Origin of the sequence: Enterobacter cloacae complex sp. 309I3 (assembly GCF_050031595.1) — a bacterium.
Taxonomy (GTDB): Bacteria; Pseudomonadota; Gammaproteobacteria; order Enterobacterales; family Enterobacteriaceae; genus Enterobacter; species Enterobacter cloacae.
In genome coordinates this window covers 1,820,287-1,839,370 of the sequence record NZ_JBLGWI010000001.1, presented here as the reverse complement: position 1 = coordinate 1,839,370, position 19,084 = coordinate 1,820,287, and the positions used below count along the sequence as shown (strand labels likewise).

Below are 19,084 nucleotides of genomic sequence, written 5' to 3'. Positions count from 1 at the left end.
ACCCGCTTTTCACTTTGCGTGCTTATCCTGGAGACAGGATGTCGGTCTTGGTGTAGGGTTGGCTTCGAATGTAACCATTATGAGTCTTAGGGATAAGGCGAAAAGTCTGAGAATGCACAAAGTTATATGAGCACAACACCTGTAGAACGTGAATACTTCCTCGACTCGATCCGGGCATGGCTGATGCTATTAGGGATCCCCTTCCACATTTCACTGATTTACTCCAGCCACACCTGGCATGTTAATAGTCAAATGCCCTCCTGGTGGCTGACGCTGTTTAATGACTTTATTCACGCCTTCCGCATGCAGGTGTTTTTTGTCATTTCAGGTTATTTCTCTTATATGCTGTTTCTGCGCTACCCCATCAAGCGCTGGTGGAAAGTGCGCGTGGAGCGCGTCGGCATTCCGATGCTCACCGCCATTCCTCTGCTGACGCTGCCGCAGTTCATCATGTTGCAGTACGTAAAGGGTAAGGCGGAGAACTGGCCTAATCTGTCGCTATACGAAAAATACAACACCCTGGTTTGGGATCTGGTGTCCCACCTCTGGTTCCTGCTGGTGCTGGTGGTCCTAACCACGGTCAGCGTGTTGATTTTTAGCCGCTTTCGCCGCCATTTAAGCGACAAAGCTAACGCCTTTTTCGCCAGTATCACCCTGGGAAAACTGTCGCTGCTCTTTTTGCTGCTGGGCATCGCCTATGCGGCAGTGCGACGGACGCTGTTTATTGTCTATCCGCCGATTCTGAGCGACGGATTATTCAATTTTGTGGTGATGCAGTCGCTGTTCTACATCCCCTTCTTTTTAATCGGGGCGCTGGCCTTTATTTATCCGAAGCTTAAGTCGCTGTTTACGACGCCCTCACCGTGGTGTGCTTTTGGTGCCGCCATCGCGTTTGCGGCCTATCTGTTAAATCAGCGCTACGGCAGCGGCGATGCGTGGATGTATGAAACCGAGAGCGTCATTACCATGCTGCTGGGCCTGTGGATGGTGAATGTGGTCTTTGCGCTGGGCCACCGGCTGCTTAATTTTAAGTCCAGCCGCGTCACCTATTTCGTCAATGCTTCGCTGTTTATCTATCTGGTGCACCATCCCCTGACGTTGTTCTTCGGGGCCTATATCACACCGCATATCGCCTCCAACACGCTGGGCTTCTTTACCGGGCTGGTCTTTGTGATTGGAATCGCCATCGTGCTTTACGAAATCCACCTGCGGATACCGCTTCTGCGTTTCCTTTTCTCCGGGAAACCGCAGGTAAGAGCATCATAAAAAAACGCGGCGCACTCAGTGCGCCGCGTGTGTTTCAGGTCTCTAATTCCTGTCCGCGCTGGGTCAACAGCCGCTGATAAAGATGCAGTGTCTCCTCATCGAAACAGACAAATGTCACTTTTTCGGGCATCGGTTTAAGCGACAGGTAACGATACACGGTGTCTACCGCAATCGTCGCTGCGGCAGCTTTCGGATAGCCATAGACTCCGGTGCTGATGGCCGGAAACGCCATGGTTTTATAGCCATTATCAGCGGCCAGACGCAGGCAGTTTCGGTAGGCCTCTTCGAGGATACTCGCCTCATGCCGATCGCCGCCATGCCATATTGGCCCCACGGCATGAATCACCGCTTTCGCGGGAAGATCGCCCGCAAGCGTAATAACGGCATGACCCGGTGGGCACTCCCCCTGTTGCTGACGCACAGTCTTGCAGGCTTCCAGCAGTTGCGGTCCGGCAGCCCGGTGGATAGCGCCATCCACGCCACCGCCGCCCATCAGTGACGGATTGGCTGCATTGACGATCACATCAACGTGCATCGTCGTGATATCGCCATGAATAACGTCAATTTGCGGTTTCATAAATACCCTCTGCTTCCCGCCATTTTCTTAAGTGTATCGCAGAGGTACCCGAGAGAAAAAACTATCGGGAAAAACCTCTTCCGCCGTAAAGCGGAAGAGCACACATCAGCGGTACTGAATTTGTACCACCGCGAGCGTTTTTTCAGGATTGAGGTACTTCATGCTGAGGGTGGCGAGGCTGGTATCGGTCACATGGCCATTAAGTGCATCTTCATAACTGACCATGCGCGTATGCATCCGGTTATTTTCCGGGCATGACAACGCAAACTGCCGAGTTTGTGCAGTCACTTCACAGGGGTCGGCGACAATCGCGCCGCGAAAATGAATGACCCCACCCTCAACAACCGTCGCCGCAAAAACCGGGGTTACAAAAAGAGAAACGAGCAGACTAAAACCAGAAGCGAGTTGAGCGATATATTTGGTCACGTGTATGTACTCCTCAATGAAAATCGTCCTTGAGGGGTAAAAGCGCTCCATTAAAGCAAACGTAGTTTCACGTTCCGGAACTTAGTTGCTCAGTTCCTGTTATCAGCATAGCTCAACGGTGAAGGCCTGCCACATTGGCAAATCATTGATTTTATGAATGATTAAAGCCTCTTCTCCGGCGGTGACCACTGCTGTGATAAATGAAGCGATTTACCATCAGAGACGGTGACAATAATGTTCACCGTATCCCCCGTACCAATATTTAAACTCAGCCGCATTAAATCGATCGTCTGATTAGCGGGGATAAAAAGCCTGTTTTGCTGGCGTGATGTACTTTGACCACTCTGCCCTTCCCGTTCAGCCACGATTTGTACCAGACAATCACACGGCGTTGTCAGCGTAACCTGGGGAATAATGGTGGTCATATCGCCCTGCTGCGATGTGTTAAACGTTATTTGACTGGAAAGCGCGGCAAGGAGAATTAAGGTATTCATGATGCACTCCCGAAAAAAAACAGGGCTGAGGCCCTGTTTTTTTGTAGCACAGATTTCAGTATTAATACTGATAAGCTGCAGCGTGGTTACCAAAACCAATCTGGGTAACATTGACCGTAGAATTAGACGCAGTCTGATCAACCATTGCGCCGTTAAATCCACCGTACTGGCTCACATTCATTGTAGAGTCGTGACTGTTCCATTGATCAAGCGTTGCGCTGTTGGCAAAACCATTCTGAGTCAGAGAGATGGTGCTGTCGTCAGAACCTTGTCCAACATCTGCGCCATTACCGCCACCGCTCTGGCTAATAGACAGCGTTGAATCTCTGGCATTGGTCTGCAAGGCGACAGCTGAGTTACCGCCACCGTTCTGGTAAATATTCAGGGTTGAATTTGGGCCATTACCGCCTTGACCATGGCCATGACCGTGTCCATGGCCCCAGCCACCTTGATCAATGAGACCGGCCATAGCACTACCAGAAACGACGATTGCTGCAAGAGCTGCCACTTTGATAAATTTCATGGTAAAACCCCCATCGGATTGATTAAAGTCGCCGCGAATAACTAACGTTGAATAACGCGAATTGCCATTTGCGACTGTTTTTGCACTACAACTGCGTTTTTCTGTGTACCGTACTGCGTGATGCTTGCCCTATTACCCGACCCTTTCTGGATAATTTTCGCACTATTACCAAATCCGTCCTGCGTAATATCTGCATCATTCGCAAAGCCGCTCTGAGCAATATACGCAATATTATAAGTCCCTGATTGATCAACCCGCGCCCTGTTACCTGACCCATCCTGGGAAACGATGGACAATAATTTTGAACCGTCCTGGCGCACCTGAGCGTCATTAAGTACACCCTGTTGACCAATAATGGCTGCCTGATTTAATGATGTACGGCTTAATTCATTTACCGCAAAGTTATATTCAGAGGTAGCCAAATCTGAATTCGCCGCGGTGACAACCCCAGGCGCTCCCAGTAATGTAAACATCATAAATAACGATGTGTTTTTCATGTTGCCACCCTGGACCTGGCTGTTTTAAAAGACTTCAGGTTAGAACAACGCATATTTTGTTAACGCGTCGTTACGGTGAAGAGTATGTCTGCCGAAACACGTTAAATATCTCACCCGCGCGGCTTATTTTTATTTTACAGGTCACCTCAAAGTATTAATTCCTGAACAAAAATAGTGATAAGCGAAGCCATTTAATTTTTATAAAGCCTTATCCATCGCAAATGGGTGAAACATCGCAGCGGCTGTTCCGACGCGAGAGAGGAAGGGTTAAACGTAACGACAGGATGACATTAACGTTAACGTGTGACACAAGACGCGATTTCTTAAGGCGAAGCGGCATTCATTCCGTAGCTTAGATTTTTTTTGAAACTCACACTTTAAAATTTCTGAAAAAGAATAGCATAAAAACATTAAAATCAGTCACATATAAATATTTGTATGATTTTTAAAATCTATGCAGCGTTATTTATCTGTACAACTTTCTCATCAATTAAAGGCGTTTAAGAAGGTGTAATTTCACAAATTAATATTGATTTTTACATCTTGTTACACGTTTAACACTTGCTTTAAACTTCGTAAAAGCTAGATTGAAATTAGATGTACGAAATTCGTTTTATATTTTCCTCCCTTGTGGAGGTTATGGTTTGATTCTACACACAGCAGCGCAACATCTGTCAGTACTTCTGGTGTCCTCTTTTCGCAGGAGGACAACTGCCAGGTGTCATAAAAAAGTGGGGGTTCATCATGTATAATGAAGTCCATAGTTTACATGGTCATACATTACTGTTGATCACAAAACCTTCTTTGCAGGCGACCGCTTTATTACAACATTTAAAGCAATCTTTATCACTGAACGGGAAATTGCATAATATTCAACGTTCTTTCGATGATATTGCACCTGGCAGCATTATTCTTTTCGATATGATGGAAGCGGATAAAAAGCTCATCCATTACTGGCAAGATACTTTGAGCAGGAAAAACAATAACATCCGCGTGTTATTATTGAATACGCCTGACGAGTATCCTTTCCGGGACATTGAAAGTTGGCCGCATATCAATGGCGTGTTCTACGTCACTGAAGAAGAGAATCGGGTGGTAGAAGGCCTGCAAGGTATTTTGCGAGGAGAGTGTTATTTTTCGCAAAAGCTGGCCAGCTACCTTATCACGCACTCCGGAAATTACCGCTACAACAGCTCAGAGTCAGCACTGCTAACGCACCGCGAGAAAGAGATCCTGAACAAATTGCGCATTGGTGCTTCAAATATTGAAATCGCCCGTTCGTTATTTATCAGCGAAAATACGGTAAAGACGCACCTTTATAATCTTTTCAAGAAGATAGCTGTTAAAAACCGAACTCAGGCGGTTTCATGGGCAAACGATAACCTCAGGCGTTAATCACATGAAACGCACCATGAGTTGGATTGCCGCAGCGGGCTTTCTGCTCGCTGCCGGGAACCTGAAGGCCGTCGAGGTCGAAGTTCCCGGATTGTTAACGGACCATACCGTCTCTTCTGTCGGACACAATTTTTATCGTGCCTTCAGTGATAAATGGGACAGTACGTATCCTGGAAATATAACAATCAACGAGCGGCCCAGTGCACGATGGGGAAGTTGGATAACAATAACGGCTAATCAGTTCGTTATTTATCAAACATTTTTATTTCCCACCAAAATAGACTTCGATAAAAACGTAGCCTTGGCGCTGGCGCAATCAGAAGACGCTATTAATCGCATGCAAATAGACAAAGCGCTATTAAGCACAAGAGATTTAGCAAAAGACGAGTTCTAGCGAACCTATATCCGGAGGCTGTCATGCGTATTGCATATGCAGTTGTTTCGATAATGCTCATCACCCCATTAAGCTGGGCCGGGAATATGACATTCCAGTTCCGTAATCCCAACTTTGGTGGTAACCCGAATAATGGGGCGTTCATGTTGAATGAAGCCCAGGCGCAAAATTCTTATAAAGATCCCAGCTTCAAGGATTTTAGCGTGGATACGCCATCTGCACTGGACAACTTCACCCAGGCGATCCAGTCGCAAATTCTGGGCGGTTTGCTGACTAATATCAACACCGGCAAACCCGGCCGCATGGTGACCAATGACTTCATTGTCGATATCGCCAACAGGGACGGGCAGCTCCAGTTGAACGTTACCGATCGTAAAACCGGAAAAACCTCAACCATTCAGGTTTCCGGTTTACAAAATAACTCGACTGACTTTTGAACAACCCCAAAATAAGGACAACGATCATGCAGCGCTTCATGATACTTGTTGCAGTGTGCTTATTGAGCGGTTGTTTAACTGCTCCACCTAAAGAAGCTGCAAAACCGACATTAATGCCTCGGGCTCAAAGTTATCGTGATTTAACCCATTTACCTGCCCCGACAGGTAAAATATTTGTCTCTGTCTACAACATTCAGGATGAAACCGGGCAATTTAAACCTTACCCGGCAAGTAACTTCTCTACGGCCGTACCGCAAAGCGCCACCGCCATGCTGGTGACCGCGCTGAAAGATTCGCGCTGGTTTATTCCTCTGGAACGTCAGGGGCTGCAAAACCTGTTAAATGAACGAAAAATTATTCGTGCGGCGCAGGAGAATGGTACCGTTGCAGATAATAACCGCATGCCGCTGCAATCTCTGGCTGCGGCGAACGTTATGATTGAAGGGTCGATTATCGGTTACGAAAGTAACGTGAAATCTGGCGGTGCTGGCGCACGTTATTTCGGTATCGGTGCAGATACGCAGTATCAGCTCGACCAAATTGCCGTTAACCTGCGTGTCGTTAACGTCAGTACCGGGGAAGTGCTCTCTTCGGTAACCACCAGCAAAACCATACTCTCTTATGAAGTGCAGGCCGGGGTGTTCCGCTTCATTGACTATCAGCGTCTGCTGGAGGGTGAAATCGGTTATACCTCTAACGAGCCGGTGATGATGTGCCTGATGTCAGCCATTGAAACCGGAGTTATCTTCCTGATAAATGATGGTATCGACCGCGGGCTGTGGGATCTGCAAAACAAAGCAGACGTGCAAAACCCGGTACTGGTGAAATACCGCGATATGTCGGTTCCTCCGGAATCCTGACAGGACGCGCATAAAAAAGGCGAGATAGTTATCTCGCCTTTTTTTATTCACTCACCGCTGGCACGTTTTGCGCTTTTTCTCGTCGTGCCGCCAGCCACAGACCACTGTTCTTCATGGCATAGCCAAACAGCAACCCCAGCGCCAGCGAGGGGACCACCAGCTTCCAGTCACCCTGCCCCGCAAAGGTGGCACACGCCCCCATAAACGTGCCGGGTACAAACGACAGCAACAGATGCTTTGCCTGAACGCACATCAAAAAGGCGACCACACCCGTCATGATATAGCCGAGGATCTCCAGATGCGGAGCGAGCGCACTGCCCTTCATGATAACCAGCGCCCAGATAACGCCGCTCATCAGCGTGCAGCCAGAGATAAAAAGCCCTTTGATCCCACCCTGCGGGCAGGCGAAGTAGGCCGTGCAGCCGAGAAATCCAGCCCAGCTGAGTAGTCCGAGAGAGACGGCTACCCATCCCCAAAGCCCGGAGAGGATACCTGTTGTGAGTGCGATACAAAGTAATATGTTCATGGCGCGCATCTTAGCAGAAGCGAGCCATGGAAATGAGATCAGAAGCACATTATATGCAAGATGATGCGTTGCGTTGCATAACTAATGTGATCATGATCACTCTTCATTCTCTTCTTCCAGCTCATCCCACATTGCAGCGATGGCGTCACGCGTCAGGGGAGCCAGCGTTCTCCAGAATGGCGAGGTGGCATGCGCTTCAACTTTCCCAAGGAATGTCCCGACCCACGGCAGCAGGTACATTTCGAACAAGGTTTCGATGGCTTCGTTCTCATCGTCACCGGCGTGGTCCTCAATCCAGGATGCGGCCAGCAGCAGCGTACCGATATGATCGGCAGGCGTGTCGGTCAGCGGCATGCCGCGCTCTGAAAGAAAAGCGCGCACTTCCGCTTCCGTTGCCCCTTCCTGCCAGGCAGAGCGGTAAGGTGAAACACGGCACTCTTCCCCCACAAACAGCGCGTGGTAATCTGTGGAGATTTGCTGCATGTCGCAGCTTTTCTGCAGGCGCTCCAGTAAATCATCCTGTTCCAGCGGCCAGTTCTGCGCCAGTTTCCCTTCACGAATTAATGTAAAGAGCGGGACCAGCAGCGGGTCTTGAGGCTGGCGGTAGTACAGCGTACCCAGCACGCGGCAAAGGATGGAAAACTCATTCATTTTTTTATTCCATTACACAATTAAAGATCGGCAAATTCGGCAATCGGTTCCATTCCGCGCGACTCAAGGAAATCGAGCATGCGACGAGGGGTCACGTTCAGGATTTGCGCTTCCGGGAAGTTAACATCATTCAGCACTTTCAGGCACTCGCTGAAATCACCCAGTGTGAACGCAGTATGGGAATCTGAACCCAGCGCCACCATGCCTCCTGCATCACGCACTGCGGCCGCCACTTCGCGGCAGTTCGCTTCACTGCCCTTACGCGAGTGCACGAAGGAGGAGTTGTTAATCTCCAGCGCCACGTGATGCTTCGCTGCCGCCTGCGCGACAGCCTGAATATCAATTGGGTACTTCGGGTTGCCGGGGTGGCTAATAATATGCACGTTGCCGCTGGCAATGGTGGCAATCATAGCTGCGGTATTGGTTTCTTTATCCTGAGGCGCAAAGACAGGTTCATGGAAACCGGCGAGAATAAGGTCAAGAGATGTCAGCATCGGGCCGGTGCAGTCGATCTCACCGTCGGTATTTTTAATGTTCGCCTCAATGCCACGCAGTATCCCAATACCATCCACCAGGCGTGGCCAGATCCGCATATTCACAAAATGCCAGTAGTGCGGCGCATCCGCCATATCCGGGCCATGATCGGTGATCGCAAAAAGCCTGATGCCCTTGAGCTTCGCTTGCGCAATGTAATCATGGAGGTTGCTATACGCGTGGGTGCTGGCGACGGTGTGCATATGCAGGTCAACGGGATACATCTCTCTCTCCTCTGCGGTTTTTCCAAAGGATAGCAGTTATCTGCTGCGATTATTAGCAAAAACCCGGCTAACGCCGGGTTTCACTCAGTAGCCGCGCGTTCTGTCGACCTGCCCGGTCACCGCGTTGCCCTGCTCTATCTCACTGATGGTGTGCGTAATATAGGCCACCGCCTCTGCCGGACGCGTCACGGCGGCGACGTGTGGGGTCATCGCCACGCGCGGATGTGCCCACAGCGGGCTCTCTGCCGGCAACGGCTCGCGGCTGTACACATCCAGCATCGCGCCTTTCACCTTGCCACCATGAAGAGCTTTGAGGAGATCGGCTTCCACCAGATGAACCCCGCGCGCCAGATTCATCACGTAACTCTGATCCGCCAGCTGATTCAGAAGCGCGCTATTAATAATGCCGACCGTTTCCGCCGTATTCGGCAGCAGATTGATCAGTACGCGCGTCCCCTTCAGAAACGCCGGGAGTTCATCTGTTCCGGCAAAACTCTCAACGCCAGGATAGTTCTTGCGGCTGCGGCTCCAGCAGCGCAGCGGGAAGCCCCACGGTGCCAGCGCTTCGGCCACTTTTGAGCCGAGCACGCCCGCCCCGAGAATACCGATGGTAAACTCTTCACGTTGATATTCTGGCAGCGGCTCCCAACGGGATTGCAGTTTTAAGGCCTGATAATCGTCAAAACGCCGGAACCAGTGCAGCACCTGACTCACGGCATATTCCTGCATTTGCTGGCCCATGCCGGTATCTTCCAGGCGGAACAGGGGGATTTCCTCCGGCAGCATTTCAGGGTGCGCTTTCAGTTTGCTCAGAATGGAATCCACACCGGCACCGAGGGCAAAAACGGCCTTCAGCTTGCGCCCCTGGAGCATCTCGACCGGGGGATGCCAGACCAGCGCGTAGTCTGCATGTTCGTTATCACCACGCTTCCATTCACGCACGCGCGCCCCCGGTAACGCTGCCGAAAGTGCCTTAATCCAGTAAGCCGTATCAAAAGTGGGGTGATAGAAGATAATATCCATACTCATTCCTGCCTTTTTTGCGCTGTTTTATTTTCATTTTCAACTGGATTGCCAGCATAACAAATTTATCGCCGGACCGCGTTGCCGATAAAAAAGGCGCTTTCAGCACATTTAAGAATCATGTTGTTTGAAGTTTGTCTAAATGCGCTAATTTACTGAAAAAGTGTGTTGACGGCTGTTCGGCTTTTCCTTAAATTAGCGCCCGTCCCGACAACAACGGGATGACAATATGGTGAGGTGTCCGAGTGGCTGAAGGAGCACGCCTGGAAAGTGTGTATACGGCAACGTATCGGGGGTTCGAATCCCCCCCTCACCGCCATATTTAAAGAAGAGCTCGCATGAAAATGCGGGCTTTTTTTTCGCATGTTGCTCGCTTGCGGCGGGATGAGAACCTTGAGCCCCTGCGCTCTTCATGTCGGGTGGCGCTGCGCTTACCCGACCTACAAAAAACTACTCTTCAACCATCCGTGCATACTCTTCTGTAAGAAAATCCACCAGCGCCCTGACGGACGGCAGTAATCCGCGTCTTGATGGATAAACCGCATGAATCACTTCTCTTTTTGGCTCCCACGCCTCCAGCACCCGAATCAGCTCTCCTGATGCCAGCTGATCTTTCACCATCAATATCGGCAGTTGCACCACACCGATGCCCGCCATGGCCGCTTCACGCAGCGCCAGCATGTCGGTGGTAATCAGGCGCGGGGAAAAATGGATTTCTGCTTTCGCGCCTTCCGGGCCGCATAATTGCCATTTATGGATATGCTTACCCTCGCCCATACTCAACCCGGGCCAGGCGCTGAGTTCTGACGGCATCGACGGTTTTCCCAGGCGTTCAATCAAGGCCGGGCCCGCGACCAGGCAATGTCCCCGGTCGGCAAGCACCCGTAATACCAGATCGCTGTCATCAAACGGACGGGGACGCACGCGGATCGCCACATCCACACCCTCCCCCACCAGATCCACCCGCCGGTTCGTTGCTTCCAGCTGAAGGTTGATCCCGGGATAGCGCACCATAAAGCGCGCCAGCATCGGGCCAACATGCACATGCAACAACGTGACAGGACAGGTGAGCCTGACGATACCGCGCGGTTCCGCCTGCAGCGCGGCCACGGCTTCTTCCGCTGCTTCCGCTTCAACCATCATGGCTTTGCAGTGTTGATAGAACGTCTGCCCGACCTCCGTTACCGTAAATTGTCGCGTTGTACGTTGAATTAACCGCACGCCGAGCCGCTCTTCAAGCTGCGCAATACGGCGGCTCAGTCTGGACTTAGGCAGATCGAGTGCCCGCCCTGCTGCTGCAAAACCACCGTAGTCGACCACTTTCACAAACCACACAAAGTCATTGAGATCCTGCATAAATCCTCATCGTTCTATTTTCAGAACAGTGAATGCCATTTTCACTCTCTACCGGAACATTAACTCTGAATATAAGCTAATTACATCAACAGAACATCAGGAGTTCATCATGAAAAACGTAACAGGCGTCTATACCGCCCCCCGTCAACACTGGGTTGGCAATGGTTTCCCGGTGCGTTCGATGTTTTCTTATCAGACACACGGCGAGTCGCTGAGCCCGTTCTTACTGCTGGACTACGCAGGCCCACATACCTTCCCGGCGGACGGCACAAAACGCGGGGTGGGCGAGCATCCGCATCGTGGTTTTGAAACGGTCACCATTGTCTATTCCGGCGAAGTGGAGCATCGCGACTCCACCGGCAGAGGCGGCGTCATTGGTCCGGGCGACGTGCAGTGGATGACAGCCGGTGCAGGCATTCTGCATGAAGAGTTCCACTCCAGCGCGTTCGCGCACAAAGGCGGAGAGCTCAAGATGATGCAGCTTTGGGTCAACCTGCCGGCGAAAGAAAAAATGGCCACGCCGGGCTATCAGAGCATTACCAAAGCCGATATCCCGGTGGTGACGCTGCCCGACAACAGCGGCTCGCTGCGGGTTATCGCTGGTCACTACGACGATGTTAGCGGACCGGCGCATACCTTCTCACCGCTGAACGTGTGGGACATTGCCCTCAACCAGGGCAGCCACGTCACGCTGAGTCAGCCAGAGGGCTGGAGCACGGCGCTGGTGGTGCTGGAAGGCCATGTCACGGTGAACGGTACGGCTCACGCGGGAGAAGCACAGCTGGTGGTCATGAGTCAGGAAGGTGACAGGTTACACCTGGAAGCCAGCAGCGATGCCAAAGTACTGCTGATGGCCGGTGCGCCGCTGAATGAACCGATTGTGGGCTACGGCCCGTTCGTGATGAACAGTAAAACCGAAATCAATGAAGCCATTCGTGATTTCAACTCCGGCCGTTTCGGCCAGATCTAACCGTAATAAAGGAGATGAACATGTCTACACCTGCCAACTTTAATGGAGCACGTCCGATCATTGATGTGAACGATGCGGTGATGTTGCTTATCGACCACCAGAGTGGCCTGTTCCAGACCGTCGGCGATATGCCGATGCCAGAGCTGCGTGCCCGTGCGGCGGCTCTGGCGAAAATCGCGACGCTTGCGAACATCCCGGTGATCACCACCGCTTCCGTCCCGCAGGGCCCGAACGGTCCGCTCATCCCGGAAATTCATGCCAACGCGCCGCATGCACGGTATGTGGCACGTAAAGGGGAGATCAACGCCTGGGATAACCCGGAATTTGTGGCTGCGGTTAAAGCCACCGGACGTAAGACGTTGATTATCGCCGGTACCATCACCAGCGTCTGCATGGCATTTCCGTCGATTAGCGCAGTGGCGGATGGCTATAAAGTCTTTGCGGTGATTGATGCGTCCGGTACTTACAGCAAAATGGCGCAGGAGATCACCCTGGCCCGTGTGGTGCAGGCGGGCGTGGTGCCAATGGATACGGCGGCCGTTGCCTCTGAGATCCAGCGGACATGGAACCGTGAAGATGCGGCCGAGTGGGCAGAAGTCTACACGCACATTTTCCCGGCGTACCAGCTGCTGATCGAGAGCTACGGTAAGGCGCAGGAAGTGGTGAAAAACAGCGAAGCGCTCGATTCACAGCGTTAAGCGCCCGTGCTGTGACCAAAGCTGATTAAGGCTTAACCGAACACGCACTAAAGCTGAAAATCTGCTTGACCGTTTTAGCGCAACTCCCTATAGTAGCGCCCCGTTGCCCCCCAAGCGGTCAGGCAGCAAAACAATATGGTGAGGTGTCCGAGTGGCTGAAGGAGCACGCCTGGAAAGTGTGTATACGGCAACGTATCGGGGGTTCGAATCCCCCCCTCACCGCCATATTTAAGACAAGAGCTCGTACGAAAGTACGGGCTTTTTTCTTTTATAGTCTCCGAAAGGGGGGGATGAGAACCCCCGACCGGGGTTCGACAACTGGCGACAGCCAGTTGGACAGACTGCGAGCGCAGCGAACAGGCTGCCCGAAGGGCGAGCGAAGCGAGTCAATCCCCCCCTCACCGCCATATTCAAGACAAGAGCTCGTACGAAAGTACGGGCTTTTTTCTTTTATAGTCTCCGAAAGGGGGAGGATGAGAATCCCCGACCGGGGTTCGACAAAGACAGTTCAGCAACGTAGTCGCCTTATTCGCCGGGTGGCGCTAACGCTTACCCGGCCTACAAGACCCATGGGCCCGTAAATTAATACGGGCTACCACGATTAATTGTTCAGTTTCCCTGCGTTCTGCTCTCTCACGACAGAAGTCGTCTGTTCTGGATTCGCAGCAGGTTCATCTTTACGCTCTTCCAGCCAGTAATCCGCATTTTTAATCCCCAGTCGAATCGGGTCAAAGTGCGGATCCACCCCCTGCGCATTCTGAATTTCATAATCCTTAAGGCTGGCAAACGCTTTTTTATGTAAAAGCACAATGGCAATAATGTTAAGCCATGCCATCAGCCCTACCCCAATATCCCCCAGCCCCCATGCCAGATCCGCCGTACGAACTGTGCCATATACCGTTGAAGCCATCAGGCATAATTTGAGCACGAACGTCAGCCATGGACGGTGAATTTTACGGTTGATGAAGGCGATATTAGTTTCAGCAATATAGTAGTAAGCAATAATGGTGGTGAAGGCGAAGAAGAACAGCGCAACAGCAACAAAGTAATTACCAAAGCCTGGCATCATACTTTCCATTGCCGTCTGCACATAGCCAGGCCCTGCTGCCACGCCGGAAATACCGGTGTAGAGTGCAGCACCGTCAATGCCCTGGACGTTATACAGACCGGTGATCAACAGCATAAACCCGGTCGCCGAGCAGACAAACAGCGTGTCGATATAGACCGAGAAAGCCTGAACCAGCCCCTGCTTCACCGGATGGCTCACTGCCGCCGCAGATGACGCATGCGGCCCGGTACCTTGCGCCGCCTCATTGGAATAGACCCCGCGCTTAACGCCCCACATGATAGCCTGACCAAGAATGGCACCAAAACCAGCTTCCAGACCAAAAGCGCTTTTCCAGATCAACAGAATCACACCAGGAAGCTCGGTAATATTAATGGCGATAATAACGCAAGCCACAATAATATAGCCAAGCGCCATAAACGGAACGACCATACTGCTAAAACTGGCGATCCTTTTTACACCACCAAAAATAATAAAACTTAACAGTACGGCAAGTAATGCTGCCGTGACATTTGGATCAAGCCCAAATGCAATATCCAGGCTGGCACCAATCGAGTTTGCTTGTACCCCTGGCAGTAATAAACCGCAGGAGAAAATGGTGACGACGGCAAATAACCATGCATACCATTTAACGCCTAATCCTTTTTCAATATAAAAGGCAGGACCGCCACGATATTCACCGTTAATTTTTTCTTTATAAACCTGGCCCAACGTAGATTCCACAAACGCAGAGCTGGCCCCCAAAAACGCCACAATCCACATCCAGAAAAGTGCGCCCGGTCCACCGAAGGTAATAGCGGTGGCGACGCCAGCAATGTTCCCGGTCCCTACACGCCCTGCCAGCGTCATCGTCAGTGCCTGGAACGACGATACACCAGCATCGGTAGGACGCCCCTGAAACATCAAGGTAATCATATGTTTTATATGACGTAACTGCAAAAAACGACTACGTAATGAGAAATAGAGGCCGACACCCAGACATAAAAATATTAACGCCGGGCTCCAGATAACACCGTTAATTGCACCAACCAGTTCGTTCATGTATGACCCTCAACGTGATGTTCCAGGGAAACGGTTCCCCATGGGATTTTCTTGTTAGAATGTTGTTTGAATCAGTACGAAACATAGAGAATTAGACACAATACACCAACTTAATTTTCACATCTTAGTAACATTATGTGACAACATTCACGTTTAAATTTGAGCGAACAATTAGCGCGATCATGATATTCATGGGTACTTTGTGGATATTATAAATACACATCACATTTCGCTGAGCGTGATAAAAAACCAGCGTCAAAAATGAATAACCGACATGATGAATTCCGCAAGACAGGCAATCTTTTAAAAGACAACCAGACGCGAGTCGTGAGAAGAAATAAAAGAAGCTTCCCGGCATTACGCCGGGAAGGGATGACAGGTGAGCGGTAAAACGGCGATGTTTTACCGTCAGTCGGAATAGACTTCCAGCGTGCGCTGGCACAGCGCCGACCGCACACAATCTTCTTTGGTAAAGCGTACTACCCCAATCATGTCGTCTTCCTCAAAACGTGACATGGCGTCGCTCAAGCCGGATTTCACGCCGGATGGCAGGTCGCACTGGGTAATATCGCCATTGACGATAACCGTCACGTTCTCCCCGAGGCGCGTTAAGAACATCTTCATTTGCGCAGCGGTCACGTTCTGAGCCTCGTCAAGAATGACGACCGCATTTTCAAATGTACGTCCGCGCATATAGGCGAACGGCGCGATTTCCACCTTGCCAATCTCTGGTCGCAGGCAGTACTGCATAAAGGATGCACCCAGTCGCTTCACCAGCACGTCATATACGGGCCTGAAGTAAGGGGCAAACTTCTCCGATATGTCACCGGGTAAGAAGCCGAGATCTTCATCAGCTTGCAGTACCGGACGGGTAACAATAATTCTCTCCACGTCCTTATGGATCAGGGCCTCCGCTGCTTTGGCTGCACTGATCCAGGTTTTCCCGCATCCGGCTTCACCGGTTGCAAAGATGAGCTGTTTACTCTCGATAGCATTCAGGTAGTGCGCCTGAGCCTCATTGCGCGCCACAATTGGGGAATTATCACGGCTGTCCCGCGCCATGCCAATTGCTTCTACGCCACTCATCTGCACAAGCGAGGTGACCGATTCTTCTTCACGCTGTTTATGACTACGTGAATCCCGTCTCAGCACACGTTTTGCTTCGCGACGAGCTTTGATCACTGCTTTTTGTCTTCCCATGGATAGCACCTTGAGTTGTTGGTATTCATCACACGCGCCAGTTTCGGCACGATTATGCGCACGAACATCAGAGGGTTGGCTTCCTTGTAAGCCATTGCTTGCCTTGCCGGATGACGATACAGAATAGCTACGCGCACCATTCTGCACGTCGGTAGAATCTGGTTTCTGAATAGAAGGGGAGAATTTAGTGGTGAGGAAATCGCTGCCGGAGTCTGAGCCTCCGCGCCGGGTACTGCGGTTGTTGTGTTTACATTGTCCAGTACAGGACGATACCATTCGCGATCTCCATAGTGATTCAGCATCACTGCCGGGAACTACCGCTGTCTTATCTTAAGTACATCAGGGATTATCATAAATGCAACATTTATTTTACCTGAATGCAACTTTTAAGACTGCTCCTGCAGTTGAAAACAGTCTCATACAGGAATATTACAGAAATATAACAGAGGGATAGTCATATGAAAAAATAATGTCCCCACGAACTATCGCAGGGACAATTATCAGGCTTCTATCAGCCCTTGCGCGAGCCAGGCGTTTGAATCGCGCACGCCTGGCAGCGCGAAGAAATAGCCGCCGCCGATAGGTTTAACGTACTCTTCCAGCGCTTCGCCGTTTAACCGCTTCTGCACGGTGAGGAAGCCCTTCTCCAGATCGTGCTGATAGCAGACAAACAGCAGCCCCATATCCAGCTGACCGGAATTGGTCACCCCCAGCGAGTAGCTATAGCCCCGGCGCATCATCAGGCTTGACTGCGTCTCTTTGGTGCGCGGATTCGCCAGCCGGATATGGCTGTCCAGCGCAATGGTATCGCCATTAGGATCGCTGGCGTAATCCGGCACATCATGCTCGTGCTTCATGCCAAGCGGCGCCCCGCTCTGCTTGTCACGGCCAAAGATCGTCTGCTGCTCTTTAAGCGGCGTGCGATCCCAGAATTCCACATGGAACTGAATCACCCGCACCGCCTGATAGCTCCCGCCGACGGCCCAGGCAGGCTCACCCTGATCGGCTGTGACCCAGACGACCTCTTTCATTAGCGCGCCGTTGCTGCTGTCCGGGTTGGCGGTGCCATCCTTAAAGCCCAGCAGGTTCACCGGCGTCTCTTTGCCTTTGCTGCGGGCAGCATGGTCAGAGATAAACCCTTCCCGCTTCCAGCGCACGCTCAACAGATCAGGCGTGTGTTTGATGATATCCCGCAGAGCGTGGATCACCGTGTCCTGCGTGTTAGCGCAAATCTGCAGGAGCAGATCGCCGTGGCAGAGAGCAGCATCCAGAGAATCATTCGGGAAACGCGTCATTTTTTGCAGCGCTTTCGGCTTCTGTTTTGCCAGCCCGTAACGTTCATCAAACAGCGATTCGCCCAGCGACACCGTAATGGTCAGATTATCCGGGGCGATGAACGACCCTAAGATCCCCGAGTCCATAGGCGGCAGTCGTGGATTTGGCGTTTCTGGCGCCGGTCCCCCTGCAGTCAAAAACGCGATGCGCGTGGTCAGCAGGCGAAACAGGCGCTCCAGGTCAGCTTTATCACTTGCCAGCGAATCAAAGGCCACCAGCATCATGGAGGCCTGCTGTGGTGTCAGAATGCCCGCCTGATGTTCGCCATAGAAAGGCTGCGTCTCCATACGGGCATCCGGTGACAGCGTACCGGGCGCACTTTGCGGTTTTACCGCATGCGCCACCGGACACCCTCCGGCCAGGGCAAATGCGCCCCCCAGCGCCCCTACCCCTTTCAACAACCGACGACGTGACGGTTCTGCCACGTCGTATTCGTCATGCTTGTTCATCGTGCTTAGTCCAGACCCAGTACGCCACGCAGCAGGGAGAGATCTTCCGCCAGGGTGGTAATCGGGCCTTTCAGCGCGTTACGGTCGGCGTCGGTCAGTTTGTCGTAGGTTTCAGACCCGTCTTTGGTGCGGTACTTCGCCAGAATGGTGTCGACTTTCTTAAAGTTGGCATCCACTTTTGCCAGCAGCTCGCTATTCTCTTTCTGCAGCTGTGGGCGCAGCAGGTTAACAATTTTCTGCGCGCCATCGACGTTCGCCTGGAAATCCCACAGATCAGTGTGGCTGTAGCGATCTTCTTCACCGCTGATTTTGCTGGCGGCCACTTCTTCAATCAGTCCGGCCGCACCGCCCACCACTTTAGATGGCGGGAAGGCCAGCTCGCTGATGCGCTTTTGCAGCTCCAGCACGTCGCTGTTGAGCTGATCGGCATACTTCTCCATCCCTTTGGTGGAGTTATCGCCAAACAGGGCTTTCTCCAGACGGTGGAAGCCGGTGAATTTTGGATCGGCCGCTTTCTGCTCGTAATCGTCTTCACGGGCATCAATACTGCCATCAAGATCGGAGAACAGCTCCGCAATCGGCTCAATGCGCTCGTAGTGCTGACGGGTGGGCGCATACAGGGATTTCGCTTTGTCGATATCGCCCGCTTTCACCGCATCCGTAAAGGCTTTGGTTCCCGCCGCCAGGTCTGCCGTCTCTTTGACGACGTACGCTTTATAAGCGGTGATGGCATCGCCCAGGCTCAGCAGGGCCGTGCCTTTCGCGGCATCCGCTGTGGCATTCCCCTTAACGATGAGCTTACCTTTCGGGTTGGTCAGCAGACCGCAGGTCATGTCATATTCACCCGGCTGCAGGTTAGCCGTCATTTTCTGGCTAAAGCCCGGCGCGATATTTTCGCGCTCTTCCACGACCATCACGCCTTTGAGAATTTCCCACTCCAGCGCTTTCTGGCTGTGGTTCTGAATAATAAATTGTGTCTTACCGCTGTTGACCGTAATGGTCATCGGCTCACACTGCTTATCATTCACCGTCACCTTGACCTGTGGAATATCAGCAGCCTGAGCGGCGAAGGCAGAAGCAACAAGCGCTGCCACACCAACCTGTAACGCACTACGACGAAATTGAATTGCCATGACCCTTCC

At 51.7% G+C, this 19,084-nt stretch carries 21 protein-coding genes, 2 tRNA genes and 1 other RNA gene; 10 read left to right on the top strand and 14 right to left on the bottom strand.

The genetic code is table 11. The features are described from left to right. Nucleotides 1–126: 126 nt before the first annotated feature. Nucleotides 127–1,266, top strand: coding sequence for a glucans biosynthesis protein MdoC (gene mdoC / locus ACQG22_RS08675; protein ID WP_369706430.1), 1,140 nt, complete (start codon nucleotides 127–129; stop codon nucleotides 1,264–1,266). A gap of 34 nt (nucleotides 1,267–1,300) precedes the next feature. Here the strand turns inward: mdoC and ymdB are convergent, their stop codons facing one another. From ymdB to csgB, 5 genes are all read right to left on the bottom strand, one after another. Next, nucleotides 1,301–1,843, bottom strand: coding sequence for an O-acetyl-ADP-ribose deacetylase (ymdB, locus tag ACQG22_RS08670; protein WP_045295774.1), 543 nt, complete (start codon nucleotides 1,841–1,843; stop codon nucleotides 1,301–1,303). A 105-nt stretch (nucleotides 1,844–1,948) separates the two neighbouring features. Continuing rightward, nucleotides 1,949–2,269 carry a type 1 fimbrial protein gene (locus ACQG22_RS08665; RefSeq protein WP_028027947.1) on the bottom strand — a complete coding sequence of 107 codons (321 nt, stop codon included), beginning with the start codon at nucleotides 2,267–2,269 and terminating at the stop codon, nucleotides 1,949–1,951. A 161-nt stretch (nucleotides 2,270–2,430) separates the two neighbouring features. Beyond that, on the bottom strand, nucleotides 2,431–2,763 hold the full coding sequence (gene csgC, locus ACQG22_RS08660) for a curli assembly chaperone CsgC (RefSeq protein ID WP_023620193.1): 333 nt from the start codon (nucleotides 2,761–2,763) through the stop codon (nucleotides 2,431–2,433). A gap of 61 nt (nucleotides 2,764–2,824) precedes the next feature. Further along, the gene (csgA, locus tag ACQG22_RS08655) at nucleotides 2,825–3,286 is read right to left on the bottom strand and encodes a curli major subunit CsgA (protein ID WP_023620194.1); all 462 of its coding nucleotides are present in this window, start codon (nucleotides 3,284–3,286) and stop codon (nucleotides 2,825–2,827) included. A gap of 41 nt (nucleotides 3,287–3,327) precedes the next feature. Next, nucleotides 3,328–3,783, bottom strand: a complete 456-nt coding sequence (gene csgB / locus ACQG22_RS08650; RefSeq protein ID WP_013097170.1) for a curli minor subunit CsgB — start codon at nucleotides 3,781–3,783, stop codon at nucleotides 3,328–3,330. A gap of 744 nt (nucleotides 3,784–4,527) precedes the next feature. On the opposite strand from csgB, the gene csgD reads away from it, so the two are divergent. From csgD to csgG, 4 genes are read left to right on the top strand one after another with little or no spacing between them, the layout of a single operon-like run. Then, nucleotides 4,528–5,178, top strand: coding sequence for a biofilm master transcriptional regulator CsgD (csgD, locus tag ACQG22_RS08645; RefSeq protein ID WP_013097171.1), 651 nt, complete (start codon nucleotides 4,528–4,530; stop codon nucleotides 5,176–5,178). A gap of 4 nt (nucleotides 5,179–5,182) precedes the next feature. After that, entirely contained in the window at nucleotides 5,183–5,572 is a 390-nt protein-coding gene (csgE, locus tag ACQG22_RS08640; protein ID WP_023620196.1) for a curli production assembly/transport protein CsgE, read from the top strand. A gap of 23 nt (nucleotides 5,573–5,595) precedes the next feature. Continuing rightward, nucleotides 5,596–6,009, top strand: coding sequence for a curli production assembly/transport protein CsgF (gene csgF / locus ACQG22_RS08635; RefSeq protein ID WP_013097173.1), 414 nt, complete (start codon nucleotides 5,596–5,598; stop codon nucleotides 6,007–6,009). A gap of 26 nt (nucleotides 6,010–6,035) precedes the next feature. Beyond that, nucleotides 6,036–6,869: a curli production assembly/transport protein CsgG gene (gene csgG, locus ACQG22_RS08630; RefSeq protein WP_369706429.1), complete on the top strand. Its 834-nt coding sequence runs from the start codon at nucleotides 6,036–6,038 to the stop codon at nucleotides 6,867–6,869. 43 nt (nucleotides 6,870–6,912) lie between these two features. On the opposite strand, the gene ACQG22_RS08625 is transcribed toward csgG, so the two are convergent. The 4 genes from ACQG22_RS08625 to ghrA all read right to left on the bottom strand — a co-directional run bounded on the left by ACQG22_RS08625 (nucleotide 6,913) and on the right by ghrA (nucleotide 9,827). Continuing rightward, nucleotides 6,913–7,395 carry a DUF1097 domain-containing protein gene (locus ACQG22_RS08625; protein ID WP_072200468.1) on the bottom strand — a complete coding sequence of 161 codons (483 nt, stop codon included), beginning with the start codon at nucleotides 7,393–7,395 and terminating at the stop codon, nucleotides 6,913–6,915. Nucleotides 7,396–7,491: 96 nt separating this feature from the next. Then, on the bottom strand, nucleotides 7,492–8,046 hold the full coding sequence (locus tag ACQG22_RS08620; protein WP_194500753.1) for a TorD/DmsD family molecular chaperone: 555 nt from the start codon (nucleotides 8,044–8,046) through the stop codon (nucleotides 7,492–7,494). A gap of 20 nt (nucleotides 8,047–8,066) precedes the next feature. Further along, entirely contained in the window at nucleotides 8,067–8,804 is a 738-nt protein-coding gene (locus ACQG22_RS08615; RefSeq protein ID WP_040019375.1) for a phosphatase, read from the bottom strand. Between the two features lie 84 nt (nucleotides 8,805–8,888). After that, on the bottom strand, nucleotides 8,889–9,827 hold the full coding sequence (ghrA, locus tag ACQG22_RS08610; protein ID WP_194500755.1) for a glyoxylate/hydroxypyruvate reductase GhrA: 939 nt from the start codon (nucleotides 9,825–9,827) through the stop codon (nucleotides 8,889–8,891). 231 nt (nucleotides 9,828–10,058) lie between these two features. Here ghrA and ACQG22_RS08605 point away from each other — a divergent pair. After that, nucleotides 10,059–10,146 (top strand) — tRNA-Ser (locus tag ACQG22_RS08605). Nucleotides 10,147–10,277: 131 nt separating this feature from the next. Here ACQG22_RS08605 and ACQG22_RS08600 read toward each other — a convergent pair. Further along, nucleotides 10,278–11,183, bottom strand: a complete 906-nt coding sequence (locus ACQG22_RS08600) for a LysR family transcriptional regulator (protein ID WP_029881942.1) — start codon at nucleotides 11,181–11,183, stop codon at nucleotides 10,278–10,280. Between the two features lie 109 nt (nucleotides 11,184–11,292). Here ACQG22_RS08600 and ACQG22_RS08595 point away from each other — a divergent pair, with 109 nt between their 5' ends. The 4 genes from ACQG22_RS08595 to ACQG22_RS08580 all read left to right on the top strand — a co-directional run bounded on the left by ACQG22_RS08595 (nucleotide 11,293) and on the right by ACQG22_RS08580 (nucleotide 13,258). Continuing rightward, complete coding sequence (locus ACQG22_RS08595; RefSeq protein WP_194500756.1) at nucleotides 11,293–12,153, top strand: pirin family protein; 861 nt, start codon at nucleotides 11,293–11,295, stop codon at nucleotides 12,151–12,153. 20 nt (nucleotides 12,154–12,173) lie between these two features. Further along, nucleotides 12,174–12,851: an isochorismatase family protein gene (locus tag ACQG22_RS08590; RefSeq protein WP_013097181.1), complete on the top strand. Its 678-nt coding sequence runs from the start codon at nucleotides 12,174–12,176 to the stop codon at nucleotides 12,849–12,851. A gap of 137 nt (nucleotides 12,852–12,988) precedes the next feature. Further along, nucleotides 12,989–13,076: transfer RNA gene (locus ACQG22_RS08585), tRNA-Ser, on the top strand. A 44-nt stretch (nucleotides 13,077–13,120) separates the two neighbouring features. Beyond that, nucleotides 13,121–13,258, top strand: a non-coding RNA gene (locus tag ACQG22_RS08580) — RtT sRNA. A 194-nt stretch (nucleotides 13,259–13,452) separates the two neighbouring features. Here ACQG22_RS08580 and ACQG22_RS08575 read toward each other — a convergent pair. The 4 genes from ACQG22_RS08575 to efeO form a co-directional block, all read right to left on the bottom strand. Then, nucleotides 13,453–14,958 (bottom strand): alanine/glycine:cation symporter family protein, encoded by a 1,506-nt coding sequence (locus tag ACQG22_RS08575; RefSeq protein WP_038419085.1) that lies wholly within the window; start codon nucleotides 14,956–14,958, stop codon nucleotides 13,453–13,455. 408 nt (nucleotides 14,959–15,366) lie between these two features. Next, on the bottom strand, nucleotides 15,367–16,158 hold the full coding sequence (gene phoH / locus ACQG22_RS08570) for a phosphate starvation-inducible protein PhoH (protein ID WP_013097183.1): 792 nt from the start codon (nucleotides 16,156–16,158) through the stop codon (nucleotides 15,367–15,369). Nucleotides 16,159–16,658: 500 nt separating this feature from the next. Then, nucleotides 16,659–17,942, bottom strand: coding sequence for an iron uptake transporter deferrochelatase/peroxidase subunit (gene efeB, locus ACQG22_RS08565; RefSeq protein ID WP_038419084.1), 1,284 nt, complete (start codon nucleotides 17,940–17,942; stop codon nucleotides 16,659–16,661). 5 nt (nucleotides 17,943–17,947) lie between these two features. Then, nucleotides 17,948–19,075 (bottom strand): iron uptake system protein EfeO, encoded by a 1,128-nt coding sequence (efeO, locus tag ACQG22_RS08560; protein WP_369706428.1) that lies wholly within the window; start codon nucleotides 19,073–19,075, stop codon nucleotides 17,948–17,950. Nucleotides 19,076–19,084: the final 9 nt, after the last annotated feature.

Bases quoted from the DNA above. Each gene is read 5' to 3' on its own strand.
- ymdB (WP_045295774.1), bottom strand. From the start codon at position 1,843: ATGAAACCGCAAATTGACGTTATTCATGGCGATATCACGACGATGCAC.
- csgE (WP_023620196.1), top strand. From the start codon at position 5,183: ATGAAACGCACCATGAGTTGGATTGCCGCAGCGGGCTTTCTGCTCGCT.
- ACQG22_RS08590 (WP_013097181.1), top strand. From the start codon at position 12,174: ATGTCTACACCTGCCAACTTTAATGGAGCACGTCCGATCATTGATGTG.
- phoH (WP_013097183.1), bottom strand. From the start codon at position 16,158: ATGGGAAGACAAAAAGCAGTGATCAAAGCTCGTCGCGAAGCAAAACGT.
- ghrA (WP_194500755.1), bottom strand. From the start codon at position 9,827: ATGGATATTATCTTCTATCACCCCACTTTTGATACGGCTTACTGGATT.
- mdoC (WP_369706430.1), top strand. From the start codon at position 127: ATGAGCACAACACCTGTAGAACGTGAATACTTCCTCGACTCGATCCGG.
- ACQG22_RS08625 (WP_072200468.1), bottom strand. From the start codon at position 7,395: ATGAACATATTACTTTGTATCGCACTCACAACAGGTATCCTCTCCGGG.
- ACQG22_RS08575 (WP_038419085.1), bottom strand. From the start codon at position 14,958: ATGAACGAACTGGTTGGTGCAATTAACGGTGTTATCTGGAGCCCGGCG.
- csgG (WP_369706429.1), top strand. From the start codon at position 6,036: ATGCAGCGCTTCATGATACTTGTTGCAGTGTGCTTATTGAGCGGTTGT.
- csgA (WP_023620194.1), bottom strand. From the start codon at position 3,286: ATGAAATTTATCAAAGTGGCAGCTCTTGCAGCAATCGTCGTTTCTGGT.
- csgB (WP_013097170.1), bottom strand. From the start codon at position 3,783: ATGAAAAACACATCGTTATTTATGATGTTTACATTACTGGGAGCGCCT.
- ACQG22_RS08620 (WP_194500753.1), bottom strand. From the start codon at position 8,046: ATGAATGAGTTTTCCATCCTTTGCCGCGTGCTGGGTACGCTGTACTAC.
- efeO (WP_369706428.1), bottom strand. From the start codon at position 19,075: ATGGCAATTCAATTTCGTCGTAGTGCGTTACAGGTTGGTGTGGCAGCG.
- csgC (WP_023620193.1), bottom strand. From the start codon at position 2,763: ATGAATACCTTAATTCTCCTTGCCGCGCTTTCCAGTCAAATAACGTTT.
- ACQG22_RS08615 (WP_040019375.1), bottom strand. From the start codon at position 8,804: ATGTATCCCGTTGACCTGCATATGCACACCGTCGCCAGCACCCACGCG.
- ACQG22_RS08600 (WP_029881942.1), bottom strand. From the start codon at position 11,183: ATGCAGGATCTCAATGACTTTGTGTGGTTTGTGAAAGTGGTCGACTAC.
- csgD (WP_013097171.1), top strand. From the start codon at position 4,528: ATGTATAATGAAGTCCATAGTTTACATGGTCATACATTACTGTTGATC.
- efeB (WP_038419084.1), bottom strand. From the start codon at position 17,942: ATGAACAAGCATGACGAATACGACGTGGCAGAACCGTCACGTCGTCGG.
- csgF (WP_013097173.1), top strand. From the start codon at position 5,596: ATGCGTATTGCATATGCAGTTGTTTCGATAATGCTCATCACCCCATTA.
- ACQG22_RS08595 (WP_194500756.1), top strand. From the start codon at position 11,293: ATGAAAAACGTAACAGGCGTCTATACCGCCCCCCGTCAACACTGGGTT.